The organism is Streptomyces sp. NPDC054961 (assembly GCF_053609145.1).
In genome coordinates this window covers 216,371-238,653 of record NZ_JBSGWY010000003.1, presented here as the reverse complement: position 1 = coordinate 238,653, position 22,283 = coordinate 216,371, and the positions used below count along the sequence as shown (strand labels likewise).

Here is a 22,283-nt window from a genome sequence, read left to right as displayed (position 1 = left end):
CGGACGCGGGGCCCGGGACGGACGCGGCCCCGGCGTCAGTGGTGTGGTTCTCGGTCACGTCAGCCTCACGCGCGGGTCGATGACGGCGTACAGCAGGTCCACGATCAGGTTGGCCAGCACCACGAACAGCGCGGCGAGCAGGGTGACACCCATGATCACCGGGAGGTCGCCCGCGCTGATGGCGGCGACGGCCGCCGTCCCCAGACCCTGGAAGTTGAAGGTCGTCTCGGTGAGCACCGCGCCGCCGAGGAGTCCGCCGAGGTCGAGGCCGAACATGGTGACGACCGGGGTCAGCGTGGAGCGCAGGGCGTGCTTGCGGATGACCACGCCCTCCTTGAGCCCCTTGGCGCGGGCGGTGCGGATGTAGTCCTCGCCGAGCACGTCCAGCATCGTGGCGCGGGTGATGCGGGCGTAGGTGGCGGCGAAGAGGAAGGCCAGGGTCACCCAGGGCAGGATCAGGGAGTTGAGCCAGGCCCCTGGATCCTCGGTGAGCGGTTTGTAGTTGGAGACGTCCAGCCAGCCGAGGCCGTAGACGAAGACCGCGGGGGCCACCATGCCGGTGAAGAAGATCGGCAGGGAGACGCCGGCGAGGGCTCCGACCATGACGGTGCGGTCGACGGCGGTCCGGCGCTTGAGCGCGGAGATCACACCGGTGGCCACGCCCGCGATCAGCCAGATGACGGCCGCGCCGAGCGCGAGCGACAGGGTGACCGGCATGCGGTCGACCAGGGTGTCCCAGACGGGGACCTCGGTCTTGAAGGAGTAGCCGAAGCACGGGGCCGAGCAGTGCGTGATCTCGGTGCCGCCGTCGTAGTCGCGGCCGGTGAAGATGCCCTTCATGAAGATCAGGTACTGCTCGGAGATGGGCTTGTCGAAGCCCATCTTGACCCGGATGCCCGCCAGGGCGGTCGCGTTGGTCTCGCGTCCGGCATACATGAGCGCCGGGTCGCTGCCGGTCAGCTTCGGGACCGCGAAGAAGATGCCGAAGGTGACCGCGGAGACCACCAGCAGCGTTGCGACGACGTTGAAAAGTCGCCGTATGAGGTAGACGAGCACTGCAGTCGGCCGCTCGGGCCGACGGCCGCCGCCCCTTGTGGGGACGGCAACCGCCGCCTGCGGCCTTCACCTGCCCTTCGGACTAGCGCATGTGCGGTGAAGGCGTAACCAGCTGGTGTCTGACGAGCCGTACGGTCGGCCGCCCGATCGATCGGACGAGTCGGGCGGCCTGCGAACCGTGGTGCGGCTGCGACTGACTACTTCGCGACGCCGAGGGTGGCAAGGTCGATCTTGCCCAGGGAGTCGTTGAAGTAGACGTTGGTCAGGCGCGGGTTGTGGTAGACGAAGGCCTTGTCGAAGTTGATCGGCAGGTACAGCGCCTTCTCCATGACCTTCTGGTTGATCTGGGTGTAGAACGGCGCGGCGGCTTCCGGGGTGGCGGCGGCAGCGGCGGTCTTGAACAGCCCGTTGATCTCAGGGTCGTTGATCATGGTGTAGTTGTTGTTGCCGTTCGGCAGGATGAACGACCCGTCGACCAGCGGCTGCAGGAAGCCCGAGCCGGAGTTGTAGTCGGCGCCCCAGCCCATCACGATGATGCCGTAGCCCTTGGCCTTCACGTTCTCCGGCGAACCGATGACGGAGGAGGAGAGCTTGCCGTCGTACTGGTCGATCGTGACCTTGATGCCGACCTTGTCGAGGGCCGCCTGCAGGGACTCCGCGGACTTCACCTCGGGGGCGCGGTTGTTGCGGACCGCGATGGTGGTCGTGAAACCGTCCGGCTTGCCACAGGCCTTGAGGGCTTCCTTGGCCTTCTCGATCTGCGGCTCGCCCTTGGTCAGGCCGTACGGGTCGTACTTCTTGTCGGCACCGGGGATGCCGGGCGGCAGCATGTTCGCGCCGAGGTCACCACTGGTCGGGCCACCGCGGGCGGTCTGCAGGGACTTGCTGTCGGCCGCGTAGATGACGGCCTTGCGGCACTCGACGTTGTCGAACGGAGCGACGGTCGTCGGGAAGGCGAAGTAGCGGATGTAGCCCGTGAACGGGTTGTCCGCGTTGGCCTTGAGCGCCTCGTCCTTGAGGACCTTGTTCTTGCCGGCGGCCTGCATGCCCGTGCCGTCGACCGCGAGGTCGATGTCACCGGAGAGCAGACGCGCGTCCATGTCGTCCGGGTTGGTGGTCACCGTGAAGGAGACCGTGTCCGGCAGGCCCGTGCGGATCGTGTCCGTCGCCGGGTCCCAGTTCTCGTTGCGGACGAAGGTCGCGCCCTTGCTCGCCGTGAACTCCGACACCTTGTAAGGACCGGTGGCGACCGGCTTGTTGGTGTAGGTGGCGCCCGTGTCCTTGCCCGCGGGGACCGGGGAGGACGAGGGCATGGCCAGCAGGTACTTGAAGTCGGAGTTGGCGCTCGCCAGGTTGAAGACGATCGTCTTGTCGTCCGGCGTCTCGACGGACTTCAGACCCATCTTGCCGGGGTCGGTGTCCTTGTACGGGCCGGGGTACTTCTGGCCCTGGTCGAGTATGTCGATCAGGTAGGTGGGACCGCCCGACAGCACGTCCTGCGCGAAGACGCGCTCGATGCCGTACTTGAAGTCCTTCGAGGTGATCGGCGTGCCGTCCTCGAACTTGACGCCGTCCTTGATCTTGACGGTGTACGTCTTGCCGTCGTTGCTCAGGACCGGGTCGGCCGCGGCGAGGTCCGGGACCAGCTTGGTGCCCGCGGCGCCCGGCTTGCTGTCGTACGCGAACAGCTGGCGGATGTAGAGCCGCTGCAGGTTCCACACGAAGCCGTAGTAGGCGCGCGCCGGGTCGAGGTAGTCGACGTCCTGGGGGGACCAGAGCTTGAGCTCTCCGCCCTTGGTGGTCGACGGGTTCACGATGCCCGTGGTCGCGGCGTTGAAGCCGCTGGCACCGGCGGCCGGCTTGCCCTCAGAGGGCTTCTTGGCGTCGTCCTTGGAGCACGCCACGGCGGACATCGACAGGGCAGCGACCACCGCGGTGATCGCGAGCGCCTTCTTTCTGCGGATCACGTTGTTCAACCTCCATTGGTGGGTGAATCGTTGAAGCGGTTCAGCTGCCCTTGGGGTCGAGTGCGTCGCGCAGCCCGTCCCCGAAGAGGTTGAACGCCAGGACGGTGATGAAGATCGTCATACCCGGGACCACCATGTACATGGGGTCGTCCTGGTAGATGGGGATGGCATCCGACAGCATCTTTCCCCAGGAGGCGGTGGGCGGCTTGACGCCGGCACCGAGGAAGCTGAGGGCCGCCTCCGTCAGGATGTTCGTCGGGATGATCAGCGTCGTGTAGACGAGGATCGGCGCGAACAGGTTCGGCAGCAGCTCCTTGATCAGGATGTAGCCGCGGCCGGCGCCCAGGCTGCGCGCCGCCTCGACGTACTCGCGTTCGCGCAGCGAGATCGTCTGGCCCCGCACGATGCGGCCGATGTAGGGCCACCCGAAGAAGCCGATGACGACGACGAGTACGCCCATGCGGACGCCGGAACCGGTGAAGCCCCAGAGGGAGTTGGGGACCACGGAGACCAGGGAGATGGTGAAGAGAAGCTGCGGGAAGGCCAGCAGCAGGTCCATCGTGCGGCTGATGAGGCCGTCGACCCAGCCGCCGAGGAAGCCGGCCAGGGCGCCCAGCAGGCTGCCGAGGACGACGGAGACGAAGGCGGCGAGGAACGCGACGACCAGGGAGATGCGGGCGCCGAAGACGATCCGGCTGAACACGTCGCGCCCGTTGGTCGGTTCGACGCCCAGCAGGTAATCGGGGCTGATGCCGCCGAAGGACCCGAGCGGTGTGCCGAATTCCGGGTCGAGGAGATCCTCGTGGAACTCGTTGGGCGGGTGGCCCAGCAGGCTCACGATCAGCGGGGCGAAGACCGCCACCAGGATCAGGAGGATCACGACCACGCCGCCCGTCAGCGCGATCTTGTCGCGCTTGAGCCGCATCCAGGCGATGCGGCCGGGCGAGCGGCCTTCGATGGCCTTGGCTGGGACGTCGGCTACGGACACGGGTGCGGGAGTCTCCGCGCTCGTGTCATGCAGTGGTGCCGTCATCGTGGTGGGGACCCCTCTCGGCCGACGGGTGGGCCGGCCCATGCCCGCCGCTGTGGCGGCGTTGGTGCGGAGTGGCGCTCGGAGTGCGGAGTACTGGAAGGAGTGCGGGAGGGCCCGAGTGCGCGCGGGGCGTACTCGATGCCGTGCGGTGCTGGCAGTACTGGCGTAGCTGGTGGTGCGGGTGATGCTGTGCGAAACGACGAGCAAATTTCCCGTGGCGCATCCGCTTCCGGGAGGACTGACCTGCTCTTGGGTGGGGAGTCTTCATCGGGCGCTCGATCAGCCGCCAGACCCGCAGGTGAATGGATGCGCAACCGTGATGTGAGGGCCGAGTTCCCGTTATCCGGACTTCGCTGGCGCCTCAGCGGAGCAAGACCGTGCGTTCGGTACGGAATGGGACATGGCGCCCAACTCGTCGTACCAGCATGCCTATTGGACGTACATCAGCGGCGAAATCAGGACAACGCAAAGACCGCACGGAACGCTCGTTCCGTGCGGCCTCGAATGGCTTGATACCGATGTCTCAGTAACCGGCCGCCTGTCCCTCGCGGTCGTAGAAGGGCCTCGTCTGCGCCCGGAGCCACATCGCCACGGGGTCGTGCTCGTCCGCGAGCGCGACCGTGCACACGGGCACTCCCTCGGGGACCACGCCCACCGACTGGCGCATCATCTCCCGTACGGACTCCAGCGCGGGCGCGGAGGCGTCGTAGAGGTCGAGCCCGACGGCGAGGTAGGGAGACCCGAGCGCGGGCTGCACCCAGGCGCGGCGCAGCGAGCGGACGGCGGGCGTGCGGTGCGCGTGCTGCGTGAGCAGCCCGTAGAACTGCGGGAGTTCCAGGGCGGGCTCGGACAGCCGCAGCGGCCCCGCGGGCATCCGGTCGAGGCCGGTGGCGATCCGGCGCAGATCGGCCCAGGGGATGCCGACGCCGCCGCCCTGGGCGTGGGGATTGAGCCACAGCCCCCAGCGGTCGGGGTAGAGGGCGCGGGCGATGTCCCGGCCGGTGACCACCTCGTAGCCCCGGTTCCAGCCACTGGCGGCCAGCTCCTGGGGAGAGGTCACGCAGGGCGCGTAACCGAGGTTCTCCACCTCCATGCCGCCGTACTGGGCATCCGGGGAACCGGGCTGCCCTTGCCAGAGCAGCATCCACAGCCGGCCCTCGGCGAGGGCGTGCAGGAGCGACTCGTAGCTTTCGTAGCGCCCGGGAGTCACCTGGCGCAGCATGTGCTCGACCTGCCCGACCGCGGCCGTGCCTGACGCACTCACCCGGTACCCCTCTTCGTCTGTTCGTCCGCCCGTCGCCCACCCGTGTCCACACCAGCTTAAGCGTGCCTACGGCAGGTAGAAGGGGCGCACGCGCTCACGGATGAAGTCGACGACCGGGTCCTCGGCGGCGTCGAGGAGGATCAACTGCACAGGCCAGGGGGCCGGTACGCGCGCCAGGGCGCGGCCCAGGGCCTCCATCGGGGCGTTTCGCATGCCGGCCTCCCATCCCACCAGCTGGACGCCGACGTACAGCTCCGGGGCCCCGCCCTCGACGCTGGCCAGGCAGCGGTAGGCGGCCGTGACCACCCCGGTGGCCCGGAACTCCTCCGCGGCGGCGGCCAGGAAGTCCACCGGGTCCTGCTGCCAGTCGGGTTCGAAGAGCCGGACCCGGCCGCCGGTGGCGGCGCCGTCGAGCGGGCTCCGGCCGACGCGGCAGAGCTCGGCGACGGCGGGCGGGGGCAGCGGGGCGCCGACGGCTCCCTCGGGGTTGAGCGCGATGCCCAGCTGCGGGGGCAGGCCCCGGGCGAAGTCCACGGCGGGGGCCACGGCGAAGTCCATGGCCGGTCCGGCGCAGGCGCGGAACTGCTCCTCGGAGCTGTAGACGGGGACGTACGCGGCGCCGTTGATCTCCATGGTGGGCAGGTTCAGGCTGCCGACGCCACCGGGCAGCGGGATCCACACGTGGCTGCGCCCGAGCACCTCGACGATCCGCCCGCCGGCGTCCGCCTGCCCCAGCGCCGCCCCGAGCACCTGCTCCAGCTCGTTACCCGGCCACATGTACGCCTCCGCTTCGTTCACGCTTGTCCGCCCCGAGGTTAACGGTCGGCGGCGCCCCGCCCGCCGGGGGCCGGGCCGCGGCGGGCGGTCGCGGGCCGGTCGCGGGCCGTCGGGGCGGTCGCCCGGGGCCGGGGCGGCTCCCGCCCGGCCCGGGGGCGGCTGCCGCCGGGGCCGCGGGGCTACCGGAACCCGATCTCCGTCAGGCGGGACGCCGCCGGCCGGTCCAGGAGGACCACCGACGCGCAGCCGGCCGGCGGACGGCCCGACTCCGCCTCGCGCAGCAGCCGGGCCACCGCGCCCCGGTGCCGGGCGAAGGCGTACGCCGACACCCCCCGCCCGCGCGCCGCCTGCCCGGCCCTGGCCTCCTCGGGGGTGGTGTCCAGGAGCACCAGGTGCAGCGCGCGGCCCCGGCGCCGGGCGGCCCCGGCGAGGACGGCCCGCACCCAGCTCTGCGTCCCGCAGTCGTGGACCACGGCCGAGGCTCCGGAGCGGAGCACCCGCCACAGCCCCCAGTAGTGGGCGATCCGGACGGCCGGCCGGTACACCGCGTACGGCACGGGGGCCGGCATCCGGCGCTCCCACCGCTCGCGCGCGTCCTGGGAGTCGATGCCGCCGCCCTGCGCGGCCCGCTTGATCAGGGTGCTCTTGCCGCCGCCGGGCAGTCCGGACACGACCACGATGTCGCCGTCGGCGAAGCGCAGCCGGCCGGGGCCGGCCACCGCGCGCAGGTCCCGTACGGCCGCCGTCGCCGGCGCGGACGGCGCCCGCGCCGCGCCGCGCTGCGTGGGCACCCCGGCCGCGCCGCCCTCCGCGGTCCCCTGATCGGCTTCCGCGCCCGTGGCCGTACTCGAGGGAGCGCCCGCCCCCGTGCCCGCTGCCGCGCTCGCCGCCGCACTCGTCGCCGTGTCCGTCGCCGCGCCCGCTGCCGTGCTCGCTGCTGTCAGTGCTCCGAATCTCCGCACAGTGATCGCCTCCCCCGCGTCGGGTCACCGGAACCCGTCCCCCTGAGTGTAAAGAGACGGTAATCCGGCACCACCGGTTCCGCTCCGCTTACGGACCCCCTCCCCCATTCGGCCGCACGCCGTGCAATGATGTGCGCCATCTGGACACCAACTGCATACCGGCCGCTTGAATCCACGCGGGAGAGTCCCGGCGGGCCGCAAGGCCGCGTCCGGGCGCCGAAGGAGCAAGTACCTCCCTTGAATCTCTCAGGCCCCGTACCGCGTGGATGAGGCAGATCTGAAAAGCGAGCCGCGCCACCGCCCGTGAGGGCACCGGCGCTGCTCCACCCAAGGTGCAAGTCGACGACCTTCCCCCGGAAGCGGGGAACTCTCGGCGAACCTCTCAGGTTCCGATGACAGATGGGGAGGAACTCCTCCTCGTCATGTCATGCCCTGGGACCCGGGAGCCACACCCATGAGCACTGCCCCCCGCCTGACCGCCCTCGATGCGCTGCACCGTTCGCTCGGTGCGACCATGACCGATTTCGCGGGCTGGGACATGCCGCTGCGGTACAGCAGTGAGCGCGACGAGCACAACGCCGTCCGCACCAAGGCCGGCCTGTTCGACCTCTCCCACATGGGCGAGATCACCCTGACCGGCCCCGAGGCCGTCAAGGTCCTCGACTACGCGCTGGTGGGCAACATCTCCACCGTCGGTGTCGGCCGCGCCCGCTACACGCACATCTGCCAGGAAGACGGCGGGATCATCGACGACCTGATCGTCTACCGCCTCGGCGAGGACGAGTTCATGGTCGTCGCGAACGCCTCCAACGCGCAGGTCGTCCTCGACACGATCACCGAGCGCGCCGCCGGCTTCGACGCCGAGGTCCGCGACGACCGCGACGCGTACGCGCTGCTCGCGGTACAGGGTCCGGAGTCCCCGGGCATCCTGGCCTCCCTCACCGACGCCGACCTGGACGGGCTGAAGTACTACGCCGGCCTGCCGGGCACGGTCGCCGGGGTGCCCGCGCTGATCGCCCGCACCGGTTACACCGGTGAGGACGGCTTCGAGCTGTTCGTCGCCCCCGAGCACGCCGTGGAGCTGTGGCAGGCGCTGACCAAGGCGGGCGAGGGCGTCGGCCTGGTGCCCGCGGGCCTGTCCTGCCGCGACACGCTGCGCCTGGAGGCGGGCATGCCGCTGTACGGGCACGAGCTCACCACCTCCCTCACCCCGTTCGACGCGGGTCTGGGCCGGGTCGTGAAGTTCGAGAAGGAAGGCGACTTCATCGGCCGCGCCGCCCTGGAGGCCGCCGCCGAGCGCGCCGCCGCCAACCCGCCGCGCAAGCTGGTAGGCCTGATCGCCGAGGGCCGCCGCGTCCCGCGCGCCGGCTTCGCCGTCACGTTCGACGGCCAGGTCATCGGCGAGGTCACCTCGGGCGCCCCGTCCCCGACGCTGGGCAAGCCGATCGCGATGGCCTATGTCGACGCGGCGCACGCCGCGCCCGGCACCTCCGGCGTCGGCGTGGACATTCGCGGTACGCATGAGGCGTACGAGGTCGTGGCTCTGCCGTTCTACAAGCGGCAGAAGTAACTCTGTACGGGACCGCTGCCGTTCGGGCCGCCCCGCAGGGGCTCCCGCACGGGTTCCCGTACGCCCTCGCGCCCGCACTCCGTCCCGGTCCTTCCCGGTCCGTCTCGGTACGCGAGACCACCGTTCGTATCCACTCCCCCGCATCCAGGAGAATCAGGTCATGAGCAACCCCCAGCAGCTGCGTTACAGCAAGGAGCACGAGTGGCTGTCGGTCGCCGAGGACGGCGTCTCGACGGTCGGCATCACGGAGTTCGCGGCCAACGCGCTCGGTGACGTCGTATACGCCCAGCTCCCCGAGGTCGGCGACACGGTGACGGCAGGCGAGACCTGTGGCGAGCTGGAGTCGACCAAGTCGGTCAGCGACCTGTACTCCCCCGTCACCGGCGAGATCGTCGAGTCCAACCAGGACGTCGTGGACGACCCGTCCCTGGTGAACTCGGCCCCCTTCGAGGGTGGCTGGCTCTTCAAGGTGCGCGTCACGGAGGAGCCGGCCGACCTGCTCTCCGTGGACGAGTACGCCAAGCTCACCTCCGGCAACTGACCCCGAGGGATCGAAGATGTCTGCAATGAACACCCCTCTCCACGAGCTCGACCCGGACGTCGCCGCCGCTGTCGACGCCGAACTCGTGCGCCAGCAGTCGACCCTGGAAATGATCGCGTCGGAGAACTTCGCTCCGATCGCCGTCATGGAGGCCCAGGGCTCGGTCCTGACCAACAAGTACGCCGAGGGCTACCCCGGCCGCCGCTACTACGGTGGCTGCGAGCACGTGGACGTCATCGAGCAGATCGCGATCGACCGCATCAAGGCGCTGTTCGGCGCCGAGGCCGCGAACGTGCAGCCCCACTCGGGTGCGCAGGCCAACGCGGCCGCGATGTTCGCGCTGCTGAAGCCGGGCGACACGATCATGGGCCTGAACCTGGCCCACGGCGGTCACCTGACCCACGGCATGAAGATCAACTTCTCCGGCAAGCTCTACAACGTGGTCCCGTACCACGTCGACGAGACCGGCCAGGTCGACATGGCCGAGGTCGAGCGCCTCGCCAAGGAGTCCAAGCCGCAGCTGATCGTCGCGGGCTGGTCCGCCTACCCGCGCCAGCTGGACTTCGCCGCCTTCCGCCGCATCGCGGACGAGGTCGGCGCGTACCTGATGGTCGACATGGCCCACTTCGCCGGCCTGGTCGCCGCGGGTCTGCACCCGAACCCGGTGCCGCACGCCCACGTCGTGACCACCACCACGCACAAGACCCTCGGCGGTCCGCGCGGCGGTGTCATCCTGTCGACGCAGGAGCTGGCCAAGAAGATCAACTCCGCGGTCTTCCCGGGCCAGCAGGGCGGCCCGCTGGAGCACGTGATCGCGGCCAAGGCCGTCTCCTTCAAGGTCGCGGCCTCGCCCGAGTTCAAGGAGCGCCAGGAGCGCACCCTGGCCGGCGCGAAGATCATCGCCGAGCGCCTGGTGCAGCCGGACGTCACCGAGGTCGGCGTGTCCGTCCTCTCCGGCGGTACGGACGTCCACCTGGTCCTGGTCGACCTGCGCAACTCCGAGCTGGACGGCCAGCAGGCCGAGGACCGGCTCCACGAGATCGGCATCACGGTCAACCGGAACGCCATCCCGAACGACCCGCGCCCGCCGATGGTCACCTCCGGCCTGCGGATCGGTACCCCGGCCCTGGCCACGCGCGGTTTCGGCGCGGAGGACTTCACGGAGGTCGCGGAGATCATCGCGGCCGCGCTGAAGCCGGCCTTCGACGGCGACTCGCTGAAGGCGCGCGTCTCGGCGCTCGCCGCGAAGTACCCGCTGTACCCGACGCTCTGACGTCACCGTGAGGGGCCCGGTGCCTGCCTGTTCGTCCACGGGCTCCGGGCCCCTCTCATGACCAAAGGCCCGACGGAACCTGCCGATCGCCACTGATTCGTTTTATTTCATGGCAAATAGGCTGCGAATAAGGAGTCGCCGGACTCGACGGTCCCCTCGGCAGGACGGACAGCACACCTCATGGACATGAGCGCGGCCAACAGGAAAGGGCTCAGCCTTTTCGCCCTGATCATGATCGGGCTCGGCTCGATCTTCGGCTCGGGATGGCTCTTCGGCGCCGGCCAGGCCGCCGCCGTCGCGGGGCCCGCGGCCATCGTCGCCTGGATCATCGGGGCCGTGTTCATCGGCATGATCGCCATGTCGTACGCGGAGGTGGGCGCCGCCTACCCGCTGCCCGGCTCGATGGCCCGCTTCGGCACCCTCTCGCACGGACCGGTGCTGGGCTTCATCACCGGCTGGGCGGTCTGGATCGCCATCGCCGCACTGATCCCGATCGAGTCCATCGCCGGTACGCAGTACATGTCGTCCTGGAACTTCGGCTGGGCCAGGGGCCTGGTCGAGGACGGCGGCCTGAGCACCTCCGGCATGGCGATGGCGCTGTTCCTGACCGTCGCCCTGTGGCTGGCCTGCTACTGGTCGGTGGCGGTGCTCGCCAAGGCGAACAATCTGCTCACCCTCGTCAAGTTCGCCATCCCGGTGCTCGCCGTGATCGCCCTGATCGCCTCCGGCTTCCACCCGGGCAACTTCACCGACCACGGCGGCTTCGCGCCCAACGGCTGGTCCGCCGTCATGACCGCCGTCACCACCTCCGGCGTGGTCTTCGCCTTCAACGGCTTCCAGGCCGTCGTCAACCTCGGCGGCGCCGCCAAGAACCCCGGGCGCGCCATTCCGCTGGCCCTGGCCGGCGCGCTCTCGCTGGGTCTCGTCATCTACCTGGCCCTGCAGATCGCCTTCATCGGCGGTGTCCCGCCGGAGAAGCTGGCCGAGGCCGGCGGCTGGAGCGGCATCAACTTCTCCTCGCCGTTCGCCGACCTGGCCAAGATGCTGATGCTGCACTGGGTCGTCACGATGCTCCAGTTCGGCGCCTTCATCTCGCCGTCCGGCGCCAACATCGGCAACGTCGCCTCGGCCTCGTACATGGCGCAGAGCCTCGCGGACACCGGCTTCTTCCCGAAGAAGATCCGGGAGGTCCACCCCAGGTACGGCACCGCGCGTCCCGCGATGTGGCTCAACCTCGGCTTCTCGGTCCTGCTCCTGGTCACCGTGGGCCACAGCTGGGAGGCCCTGGCCAGCGTCGTCTCCGCCGCGATGGTGGTCTCGTACCTGATCGGCCCGATCGCGGTCGGCGTCTTCCGCGTCACGAAGCCCGAGCTGCCGCGCCCCTTCCGCCTGCCGGCGGCCAAGATCCTCTGCCCGGTCACCTTCGCCTTCGCCGCCTGCGCCCTGTACTGGTCGAAGTGGCCGGACACCGGCAAGGTGGTGCTGCTCACCCTGGTAGCCGCCCCGATCGCGGCCGTGGTGCTCAAGCGCAGGGGCGAGAAGAACCTGGCCGGGCAGTTCGCCCCGGCCTGGTGGATGATCGTCTTCCTGCTGTGGCTGGGCACCCTCTCGGCGCTCGGCAGCGAGGAATTCGGCGGCCACGGGGTCATCCCCGGCGGTGTGGACATCACCGTCGTGGGCCTCTCGGCCCTGGGCTTCTACTTCTGGGCCGTCCGGTCCGGGGTCAAGGCCCACTGTGCCGGTCTTCCGGGGCCGGACCCGATCCTGGACGCCGCCCCGGCCGGGAAGGCCGCGGAAACCGGCGCGACCGGCGCGACCGGCCCGACCGACGTACCGGAGCACGCCCTGTCCCACGCCTGACCACCATCCCCTCGACCCGTCCGACAGCCGAGCCGTTCACCTCACCGCGTTAAGCTCGTCTGCCGGACAAAATCCGCAGATCCACCCGATCAACCCCTCCTGCCCCGCTTTCCACCCACGAGCAGACATAGGAGTCCGCAACCGTGGCCATCTCCGTCTTCGATCTCTTCTCGATCGGCATCGGTCCCTCTTCCTCCCACACCGTCGGACCGATGCGCGCCGCGCGCATGTTCGTGACCCGGCTCAAGAAGGACGGCTTCCTGGCCCAGACCGCGTCCGTCCGCGCGGAGCTCTTCGGCTCGCTGGGCGCGACCGGACACGGCCACGGCACCCCCAAGGCCGTCCTGCTGGGCCTCGAGGGCCACTCCCCCCGCACCGTGGACGTGGAGAGCGCCGACGACGAGGTCGAGCGCATCCGTACGACGGGCCGCCTGCGGCTGCTGGGCACGGAGATAGGCGATGTCCACGAGATCGCCTTCGACGAGCCGAACCAGCTGATCCTCCACCGCCGGCGGTCGCTGCCGTACCACGCGAACGGCATGACGCTCTTCGCGTACGACGCCGCCGGCACCCCGCTGCTGGAGAAGACGTACTACTCGGTGGGCGGCGGCTTCGTCGTGGACGAGGACGCGGTCGGCGAGGACCGGATCAAGCTCGACGACACGGTGCTGAAGTACCCCTTCCGCAGCGGCGACGAGATGCTCCGCCTCGCGAACGAGACCGGGCTTTCGATCTCCTCGATGATGCTGGAGAACGAGAAGACCTGGCGCACCGAGGAGGAGATCCGCGAGGGTCTGCTGGAGATCTGGCGCGTCATGCAGGCCTGCGTCTCGCGCGGCATGTCCCGCGAGGGCATCCTCCCCGGCGGCCTGCGGGTCAAGCGCCGGGCCGCCTCCACGGCGCGCCAGCTGCGCACCGAGGGCGACCCGATGATGCACCGCAGCGAGTGGGCGACCATCTACGCGATGGCGGTCAACGAGGAGAACGCGGCGGGCGGCCGCGTCGTGACGGCCCCCACCAACGGCGCGGCGGGCGTCCTGCCCGCCGTCCTGCACTACTACATGAACTTCGTGCCGGGCGCGGACGAGGACGGCGTGGTCCGCTTCCTCCTCGCCGCGGGCGCGATCGGCATGCTCTTCAAGGAGAACGCCTCGATCTCCGGCGCCGAGGTCGGCTGCCAGGGCGAGGTCGGCTCGGCCTGCTCGATGGCGGCCGGCGCCCTCGCGGAGGTCCTGGGCGGCACCCCGGAGCAGGTGGAGAACGCGGCCGAGATCGGCATGGAGCACAACCTCGGCCTGACCTGCGACCCGGTCGGCGGCCTCGTCCAGATCCCGTGCATCGAGCGCAACGGCATGGCGGCGGTCAAGGCCGTCACGGCGGCCAAGATGGCCATGCGCGGCGACGGCAGCCACAAGGTCTCCCTGGACAAGGTCATCAAGACCATGAAGGAGACCGGCGCGGACATGAAGATCAAGTACAAGGAAACCGCCCGCGGCGGCCTGGCGGTCAACGTCATCGAGTGCTGACCCGGCATTCCGCGTAACCCCGCTCAACGCCGATGGGGCGTGACTCTTCAAGTCACGCCCCATCTAGCGCCTTTGGGCAGCCTGCCGCCGCGACAGCCAGAAGCCCCATCGAAATGATATTTCGATGGGGCTTCCGGCTATTTTTGGACGCCTCGACGGCCAGGAGTCGAACCCAGCCGGACCGATCAGCGTGAAGTGTCCGCGTCAGCTAGCCTGCGACCTTCGAATGGAACGCTGCTTGCGCCGGGATACATTCAGCCATCCACCCAACTTTCATCCGTCCAACTCTCGAACTCCGGCGGGCGGTCGATGAACTCCGCAGGAAAGAATGGACAGTTGAGGCGCCCTTCAAGGAATCTCAACACTACTTCTGGTGACGACTCTTCGATCACCATGAAGTCAAGCTGACCCGCCTCGATGATCAGCGTCGGCCAGGAATCGGCCTGGCCCGAGGGAATCCAGAAGAGACAGTCTGCATTGTCAGTCCCTCCCCACTCGATCAATTCTCCTGGATCGACGTCGAATCCAGCCAAAGCCGATCTCACTCCTGAAAGGTCATTCTGGATGAACATCGCCGACGATGCCCGAGTGCGCATCTCGATATTCGGCCAGATTTCAGGGTTCGAATTCCCGTAAATCCAGAGGAAATCGTTGAAACTGCCAGGCCCGTAGACGTCCAGCATGGCCGCATGACCAGGTGGGATCTGTACACCCGGCAGCTTCCCGTCATTCGCGTCTAGAAATCCGCCCGTGACAGGTGGCGGGCAGAGCCGGATCAGGGAATCAAGTGGATTCATGACTGGGCCTCAGAAGTTGGGGATGGTCTTGTCGAACGACCACCCAAAATCATCCACGGCCTCAATGCGTACGGCCTCCGCTCGATACTTTGCCGAACCATAGACAGGACTGACGCTCATGATGACAGTGCGCCCAGTGTCTCGCACATACTTTGCAATCATATCCTCGATATTACTGATGGCCACATTGTTCACATCCTTGCCCTGGGCAATGATGTTCCGCATGTCGGTACCAGAACCACCGAACTGCTTCCCGATCAAGTGCCCCCGCGAGTCACCCTTTCGGAACCCGTCGGGCTTCTTACCGCCAGGCGGCGTTCCACCGTTTTTGGCTAGCGACTCCGGGGTGATCTCGACATAGGCAGCGCCGCGTCGCCCATTCTCAATCTCGGAGTAGATCGGGCAGTTGTGGACGAGGACCGGCGTGGCACCTGCCAGCACATAGTACGTATGCAGGTCATCAACGGTGAGGTTGTGCGTGGTGACGGCGTAGGGGTAGTTGCGTGTCGCCTTGACCGTGAGGGCGGTGCCGTCAGGCTGACGGAGCTTTTCGCCCGGGGTGAGTTCGCCGGCGTCGATCCACTGGCGACGGGTTTCGCTCCAGTAGGGGTGGTGGTACGTGGAGGTGATCTTCGCGGGCGGGCCGCGGGGGCTGGCCTCGTCGGTGAGGGTGAGGTCGGTGAAGTCCTTGTCGTCCGGGGTGGTGATCGTGGTGGTGACGGTTTCGGGACGGGTTTCGCCGGTCTGCGGGTCGGTGGCCATGACCACGTCGCCGTTCTTGACGTCCTCGATGGGCTTGGCCGTGCCGTCGGCCATCAGCACCTGGACGCCGGAGGGGAAGCTGTTGCACTTCGGGCTTACCGGTGCGTCAGAGCCCCCGCCGTGGGCCTCCGCGTCGGCGCCCTCCTTGGCTGCATGGCTTTCTGTGCTGGCCGCGTCGCTGGCTGTTTCCTTCCCGGCCTTCTCCGCTCCGGCTTGGGCAGCCTTGGCCTCCGCCTCTCTGGCTTCCTTGAACGCCTTTTTGGCTGTGCTGTACGCCTCTGCGGCCTTGGCGGCTCCGCGTTCGGCTTCGTGGATGGCGTCATAGGCCTTGTTTACTTCTTTGTAGATCTTGAAGGCCTTGATGCCGATTTTGACGGCCTTGAAGAGTTTGCCCCAGGGAACGAAGTTCAGGGCCGTGTTGATGCAGGCCATGACGTCGCCCTTGGTGAAGCAGTCGCGGGCGTCGTTGTATCCGATCAGGTCGCCGACGATGTCGATGACTTCGTCGATGAGGTGGTCGCGCTTCTTCTTGGCGTCGGAGACCTTCTTCGTGGACTCCTTCAGCTCCGTGTCGTCCGGGCCGTCGTCGGACTTTCCGGGGTGCTTTGCGTACCAGTCCGGATCGTATGTGGAGCCGGTGTCCGTGCCGTTGCTGCCCGAGCAGTACCCGTATCCGAAGCAGCTCTCCAGGCCTGTCGCGTCGGATTTGTTGACGGGGTTGTTCTCGGAGTACGCGTACGCGTTCCACTGCTGCGGGTTGCCCGCGTTGATGATGGGGTCGGGGCTGATGAAGCGGCCGGTGGTGGGGTCGTATTCGCGGGCGCCGAGGAGGGTGAAGCCGGTGGCCTTCTCCTTGGTGCCGCCGATGAAGCCCTTGTCGCCGGCCCAGGCGCCGGGGGCGGGCTGGGTGCCGCGTTCGTTGCCGAACGGGTCGGCCGGGCGGCGGATGTGGGTGAGGTCGGTGGCCTTGAACTGGACGCCGCCCGTGCCGTGGTGGTCCGAGCTCTGGTAGGTGAGCGAGGAGCCGCTGACGGTGTTGGTGGTGCGGGTGATGGACAGGCCGCCGGGTGCGGCGTAGGTGCGGACGTTGGAGACCTTGCCGCTGGCGGTGTCCAGGGTGATCTGGTCGGTGCCGATGCTCAGCGTGGTGCTGGTGGGGTCGCGGCGGATGAGTTGGTTGCCGGAGGTGTCGTAGACGTAGCTGGTGCCCGCGCTCTCACCGGTGCCGACGATCTTGTCGAGCTTGCCCTGGCCGTTCCAGGTCAGGGACTTGGTTCCGGCGGTGGTGGTGATGCCGGCGGTGTTGCCGGACTGGTCGTAGGTGTAGGAGGTGACCTTGGTGCCTCCGGCGGTGCTGGTTTCCGTGGAGGTCATCAGCGCGTGCGGGCCGCCCGTGCCGCCGCCCGTCTTCGGGTCGGTGGAGGGGGTGTTGGGGCCGGTGCCGAAGGTCTGGGTGACCGTCGTGTCCTTGGCGGCGTTGCCGGTGACGTCCTTCTTGACCAGCTTCTTGCGGTTGCCGAGGTTGTCGTAGGTGTACTGCTGCCAGTACGGAGCAGGGCCACCCACGCTGGGCTTGCCGGTGCCGTCGACAGCGGGCCCGGTGGCGTTGGTGCAGCCGCCTATGCCGCGGACGCTGGGCTGGGGGGCGGTGGTCTGGGTGCCCGTGTCTGTCCAGGCCTGGGTCAGCCGGCCCAGGTAATCCTGCGTGAAGCACTGCAGGTCACGGCTCGCGCCGTCCTGGGTGTCACCGATCGAGGTGAGATCGCCGACCTTGTTGTAGGTGTAGTCCAGGACGTCCACGCTCGCGGTCGCGGCCGTCTGCTTGTCAAGAGTTGAACGGACCGGACGTCCCGTGCCCGCGTCGTAGTCAGTCGTGGAGACGACCTGCATGCCGGTGTCGCCGAGGGTGGTGCGGATCGGGCGCCCGTAGGGGTCGTAGCGCATGTCCACGACGTACGGCGTCTTGGTGAGGCCGGTCTTGCCGCTCAGCGAAGTGAAGTTGCCTGCGACATCGATACCGAAGGTCAGGGTTTCGCCCCCCTGTCCGGCCTTGGGAATGCCGGGGAGGGCGGTGGTCTTCAGCTGCCCGTAGGCGTCATAGGTGTTGGCGGTCTGGTAGGTGCCCGCCAAGTCCTTTTCGACGTCGGGGATGGTGACCTTGGTGCCGAGGGAGCGGTAGCCTCCGTCGTACCCGGTGATCTCCATGGTGTAGGCGCTGCCCGTCTTGCCGCCTACGTAGCGGGTGCTGGAGTCGGGCTTACCCAGGGCCTTGGTGTCGTAGGTGAACGCACCGACCTGCTTGGTCGGATCGACGGCCTTGCCCTCGTAGGTCGCCAGGGTACGGCCGAGGATGTCCGTGACCGTGGTCGCGCTCTTGCCGCGGGCGTCCGTGGCGGTGACGAGGTTCTTGCTCTCGTCGTAGACCGTGCTGCCGATGCCGGCGTCCGGGTCAGTGGTCTTCACCACACGACCGAGGAGGTCGTAGGTGAAGGTCCACTCGTTGCCCGCGGAGTCCTTCCGCGACAGCTCCTTGCCCTGGCTGTTGGAGACGTAGGTCGTCTCGTCGTAGGCACCCGTGGGCGTGTTCGACTTGTACTGGCGCAGGACCGAGGTGAGGCCGTTGGTGATGGTCGCCGTCGCGAATCCGCCAGCCGGCGGGGTCTGGCGGACCTCGTCCGCGCCCGGGTACTCGGTCTTGGAGCGGGACTGCTCCACGCCGAAGGACTGGAAGACGGAGTCGGTGACGCGGCCGAGGCCGTCGAAGACCTGGACGGTCTGGGCCGGGATCTTGCTGTCGGGCTGGACTCCGCCGTTGGGCAGGAACAGGGCCCCGGACGGCGACCCCTGGTCGGTGTAGTAGGCCGAGCTGGTCTTGACCTGGTGGCCGTGCGAGTCGAAGAGCGCGTCGGTGATCATGCGGCCGGCGACACCGGAGGGTGCGGTGGCCTGGGTCTGGCGGACCCGGCCGAGGCCGTCGTAGATGGAGTAGCTGGAGGTGTAGGAGTTGTCGTTCATGAGCGCCTGGCTCAGAACGGCGGACGGCGCGTTGGTGCCGTTCATCGTGTACGAGTACTTGCGGACCGGCAGCGCGTTGTTCGCGCGTTCCTGGCCGGGCTGCCAGATGGAAACGACTCTGCCGAGAGCGTCGTAGTCGCGTTCGGCGACGTGGTTGTTCTCGTCGGTGCTCTTGAGCGGCTGCGAACGGCCGATGTCGAGCGTCGTGGTCGACTTCCAACCCAGCGGGTTGGTGTGCGCCACGGTGCTCGGCAGGACGCCCGTGGCCGGGGTGTATTCGGTCGTGGTGACGGCGCCGCCGGGGTGGGTGGCGTCGGTGCGGACCTTGTTGGTGTTGCTGGTGACGCGGCCGTAGGCGTCGTAGGTGGAGGTGGAGTTGAGACGGTAGACCGGCTTGCCCGCCGTGTCGTACTTCTCCAGGACCTCGGTGCCCGTGCCGTTCGCCGTCGCTCCGACCTGGCCGTAGGCCAGACCGTCGAAGAGGGAGCGGGTGTCGCCCACGGTGTTCGCCGCGGTCGGGGTCTGACCACACACACCGGATATGACCAGGGTGCGGGAGGCGAGCTCGGTGACGGCGCCGCCGGGACCGGTCGGGTACTCGAAGGTGGTGCACAGACGCTGGTCGGTGCGGGAGATGTCGCTGTTGTCGTCCACCTGAAGCGGGCGGGTCGTGAGCGTGCTGTCGTACGTCGACGAACGCTCGGCCGTACGCCAGGTGCCGTTGGCGAGCTTCGCGCGGCTGGTGACCTTCGCGGTGTTCACCGCGCGGGCCGTGATCGCGGGCATGCCGGCGGACTGGGCGCGGGTCGCGGTGACCGGACCGATCCACGGTGTCGTGACCTCGTCCGAGACCACCGTCCCGCCGTCCCGGTCGTACGTTTCGGTCTGACGGACGAACCCGGACAGGACGTCCTCGTCCTTGATGGTCCCGCCCTGCGCAACACCGACGTTGACGCTGCGCTTGGTGCCGTTGGCCAGGACGTCGCCGTCCATGCCGCGCAGGTAGGTGGTGACGTTCTTGGTGCGGGGGGCCTCGGACGCGTTGCCGTTACCGGTGCGGGTGGTGACGGTGGAGAAGCCGCGGAACTGGTCCCAGGTGCGGGTCTTGGGGTCGGCGAACTCGGAGTCGTTGCGGTGCCAGGCGATGCCACCGGTGTACTCGTAGTCGGTGACCGTGGAGACCTGACCGCCGACCCTGTCCTGCTGGGTCACGGACTGGACGACGACCTTGTTGAACCAGTCGTTGACCGGGTCCGCGAAGGACTGGCCGGGCAGGTACCACTTGACCGGCATGCAGGCCATCGTGTTGCCGTCCTCGGAGGACGGCATCGTGCCCGCGAGGCGGGAGCACTCGGGCGCCTTGTAGGCGACGTTGATCTGCCCACCGGTCTCGGTGGTGATCGTCTGGATCCGCGGACGACGGTAGGAGGGCGCGGAGGCATCCGTACCGTCCGGGCGCCGGACGACACCATCCACACGGTTGGGGAACTGCGTCGCCTGGAAGGAGACCGCCGGGAGCTTGATCGCGGTCTTGCCGTTCGAACCGGTCCGCTCGATCTTGTCGATCCACAGGGTCGGGGACGTGCCGTCACCCGGGTCCTGGAACGACTGCGTCAGATCGTAGGTGTCGACCTTGGTCCATGCCGTGCCCGTCCACACCTCGGTGTAGATCTGCGGGAACTTCTTCGTCGTGAAGTACGTCGGGGAAAGGTTCAGGCACTGACCGGTGGCCGCGCACTCCTGGTCGATCGGGGTGTCCGGCCACGACTTCGCGTTCGCCTTGACGCGCTGGGCCGGGTCACAGGTGATCGCACCCGCCACGACACAACGCTCTGCGTTGGTGATCGTGATCTGGGCGGCCGGCTTCGCCGCGCCCTTCGCCGCGATCTGGTCGGGCAGACGCTGCCCGTAGCCGATCCACGTCGCGTAGGAACCACGCTGGTACTTCGTGGACGTACCGGTGCCGTTGTTCTGGCCGCCGCCCCGCCCGTAGTAGTTGTCCTCCTGCTCGTAGCGGTAGGTCACCAGGTTCTGGTGCGGGTCCACGACGTAGTCGAGGTTCCACTGCCAGCCCAGCTGCTGCCACGTACCGTTCGCAGGGGTGTCGGCGCCCAGGCACTTGTCCTGACCGCTGTTGAAGTACACCGGAACCGTCGAAACCGACTTGGCTTCGGGGTCGGTGCCGTCACCGCCCGGCAGGCGGTTGGAACCGAAGTAGTACTGGGTCCCGTCGGTCGTGGTGACCTTGAAACCCTCACCCTTCCAAGCAGCGTTCCGCTGCCCGGTCAGACGCTCGATCTTCGTGCCGTCCTCACCCTGAAGGTGATAGACGCACGTCGCGTCGTCACGGACGATCTGACCCGCGTGACCCGCCATGGACAGGTTGAGGATGTCACCGGCCCAGCACTCGTCACCCGACTCCGCGATCCCCGCGTCCTTGCAGCCCTTGTAAGAACGGGAGATGGAACCGGGACTCCAGTCCCAGCCCTCACCGAAACCTGACGCCTGCGCGTTCGTCGACGCCGTACGGCCATCGATGGACGAGGAGTCGTAGGCCAGGCCCAGGTCCGGTCCGGCGCCCGCGATGGAGGACGGGACCTCCACCGTGTAGCCGTAGGTGAAGTTCGCCGCGTTCGAGCCGGCCTGCCAGGAAGCGGAAGGCGCCAGCGGGGTCGCGGTGTAGTCACCGCTCGCACCCGACGGACCCGGCTCCACCGCGAGCGCGACCGCCTGCGGCGCCATCATCTGCGGAGCCGCCGCGGGCGCCGACTGCGCACCCGAGGAAGACTTCAGCAGGCTCGGAGTGGCCGCGGCCGCCTTCGGCGCGTCGACCTCCGCCACCAGACGGCCCGACGCGTCCTTGTGCGAGGCCACCGGCATACGCGCCGTACAACCCGCCGCACCCGGAGTCGTCAGCGCACAGTCCGGCAGCCGCACCACACGCGCGCGGTCACCCCAGTTCGCACCGGTCGTCTTCGACCACGCGGAGAGGTCGATGCCGACCTGAACCTTGCCCGAAGCCGATCCGCCCGTGGCGTCGGTGAGGGCGACGAGCGCACCCTCGACACCCGCCGCACGCGTCTTCGCCTCGTCCTTCACCTCCACCCGCAGCGAACCCTCACCCGAGCCGCCATTACCGGCGGCAGGAGCGGTCGCGAGTTCGGAAAGCTTTGCGGAAGGCTTTGAGCCGGAACGCGCGGAGAGCCATACCGGAAGCTCGCCCGCCTGAACGGGCTTTGCGTCCGCCACGTTCCCGGACCCGCCGGCCGAGGCGAGCGGAACGGTCGCGGAGCCGGCCGGAGCCTTGGCCTTCGCGTCCAGGGTCCACGGCTTGCTGGCCGGCGCCTTGGCGTTGACGGGCTTGGCTTCCGAGCCCTTGACGGGCTTGGTCTGCGGGAGCGCCGTTTTCGGCGGCACCCACACCTTCGGCGGCTTCGCCGCCGCTTCGGCCGCGGGCAACCCGAGGCCGGAGATGAACACCGCGAGCACGGCGATCATCGCTACTCGCGGCCGTCTCGCGCGCGCGCGCGACGACAAACTGCGTTGACGATACAACAAATTTCCCCCACAGAAAGGAACAAGAGAGTCCGTTTTTGACGTAATCCGGACAGCGCACCTTAAGGAAGGGGTAGTTGTTTCGTACAGACTTTCCTTAGTATTTCCTTACATGATCAATCTCACTTGACAACCAACATGTCCCTAATGGGAGTGAGTCAGACATATGGACTTGCAAATGCTTTGACAGATTTGTTGGCCAACAAGCACCGTGCGCGTGACCTTCGTTCACCGACGCTCATAGCGAGGACCTCTGCCCATGAGGCGATCTTCTTCATCAGTCGACCCGAGACCGGGGGCCCTCCGGCGTCGGCGGGCATCCGCG

At 68.3% G+C, this 22,283-nt stretch carries 13 protein-coding genes and 1 riboswitch; of the genes, 5 read left to right on the top strand and 8 right to left on the bottom strand.

Annotated features, from left to right (window positions below):
• Positions 1-54 precede the first annotated feature (54 nt).
• From ACWF9Z_RS05200 to ACWF9Z_RS05175, 6 genes are all read right to left on the bottom strand, one after another.
• The gene (locus ACWF9Z_RS05200; RefSeq protein ID WP_453597614.1) at positions 55-1,056 is read right to left on the bottom strand and encodes an ABC transporter permease; all 1,002 of its coding nucleotides are present in this window, start codon (positions 1,054-1,056) and stop codon (positions 55-57) included.
• 197 nt (positions 1,057-1,253) lie between these two features.
• Positions 1,254-2,969, bottom strand: a complete 1,716-nt coding sequence (locus tag ACWF9Z_RS05195) for an ABC transporter substrate-binding protein (RefSeq protein ID WP_453597839.1) — start codon at positions 2,967-2,969, stop codon at positions 1,254-1,256.
• Between the two features lie 94 nt (positions 2,970-3,063).
• Positions 3,064-4,056 (bottom strand): ABC transporter permease, encoded by a 993-nt coding sequence (locus ACWF9Z_RS05190; protein WP_356655298.1) that lies wholly within the window; start codon positions 4,054-4,056, stop codon positions 3,064-3,066.
• A gap of 523 nt (positions 4,057-4,579) precedes the next feature.
• Positions 4,580-5,320, bottom strand: a complete 741-nt coding sequence (locus tag ACWF9Z_RS05185; RefSeq protein WP_356655300.1) for an enhanced serine sensitivity protein SseB C-terminal domain-containing protein — start codon at positions 5,318-5,320, stop codon at positions 4,580-4,582.
• Between the two features lie 66 nt (positions 5,321-5,386).
• The gene (locus tag ACWF9Z_RS05180) at positions 5,387-6,097 is read right to left on the bottom strand and encodes an enhanced serine sensitivity protein SseB (RefSeq protein WP_453597837.1); all 711 of its coding nucleotides are present in this window, start codon (positions 6,095-6,097) and stop codon (positions 5,387-5,389) included.
• A 179-nt stretch (positions 6,098-6,276) separates the two neighbouring features.
• Entirely contained in the window at positions 6,277-6,888 is a 612-nt protein-coding gene (locus tag ACWF9Z_RS05175) for an AAA family ATPase (protein WP_453597611.1), read from the bottom strand.
• 338 nt (positions 6,889-7,226) lie between these two features.
• Positions 7,227-7,330: riboswitch (glycine riboswitch) on the top strand.
• A gap of 183 nt (positions 7,331-7,513) precedes the next feature.
• On the opposite strand from ACWF9Z_RS05175, the gene gcvT reads away from it, so the two are divergent.
• The 5 genes from gcvT to ACWF9Z_RS05150 all read left to right on the top strand — a co-directional run bounded on the left by gcvT (position 7,514) and on the right by ACWF9Z_RS05150 (position 13,829).
• The gene (gcvT, locus tag ACWF9Z_RS05170; RefSeq protein WP_453597609.1) at positions 7,514-8,629 is read left to right on the top strand and encodes a glycine cleavage system aminomethyltransferase GcvT; all 1,116 of its coding nucleotides are present in this window, start codon (positions 7,514-7,516) and stop codon (positions 8,627-8,629) included.
• Between the two features lie 160 nt (positions 8,630-8,789).
• Positions 8,790-9,170, top strand: a complete 381-nt coding sequence (gcvH, locus tag ACWF9Z_RS05165) for a glycine cleavage system protein GcvH (protein ID WP_453597607.1) — start codon at positions 8,790-8,792, stop codon at positions 9,168-9,170.
• Positions 9,171-9,186: 16 nt separating this feature from the next.
• Entirely contained in the window at positions 9,187-10,443 is a 1,257-nt protein-coding gene (gene glyA / locus ACWF9Z_RS05160) for a serine hydroxymethyltransferase (protein ID WP_453597605.1), read from the top strand.
• Between the two features lie 186 nt (positions 10,444-10,629).
• Positions 10,630-12,303, top strand: a complete 1,674-nt coding sequence (locus tag ACWF9Z_RS05155; RefSeq protein WP_453597603.1) for an APC family permease — start codon at positions 10,630-10,632, stop codon at positions 12,301-12,303.
• Positions 12,304-12,446: 143 nt separating this feature from the next.
• Positions 12,447-13,829, top strand: coding sequence for an L-serine ammonia-lyase (locus ACWF9Z_RS05150; RefSeq protein ID WP_453597601.1), 1,383 nt, complete (start codon positions 12,447-12,449; stop codon positions 13,827-13,829).
• 254 nt (positions 13,830-14,083) lie between these two features.
• On the opposite strand, the gene ACWF9Z_RS05145 is transcribed toward ACWF9Z_RS05150, so the two are convergent.
• A complete protein-coding gene (locus tag ACWF9Z_RS05145; protein WP_453597599.1) occupies positions 14,084-14,626 on the bottom strand; it encodes a hypothetical protein in 543 nt (180 codons plus the stop codon).
• A gap of 9 nt (positions 14,627-14,635) precedes the next feature.
• The gene (locus tag ACWF9Z_RS05140; RefSeq protein ID WP_453597597.1) at positions 14,636-21,901 is read right to left on the bottom strand and encodes a polymorphic toxin-type HINT domain-containing protein; all 7,266 of its coding nucleotides are present in this window, start codon (positions 21,899-21,901) and stop codon (positions 14,636-14,638) included.
• Positions 21,902-22,283: the final 382 nt, after the last annotated feature.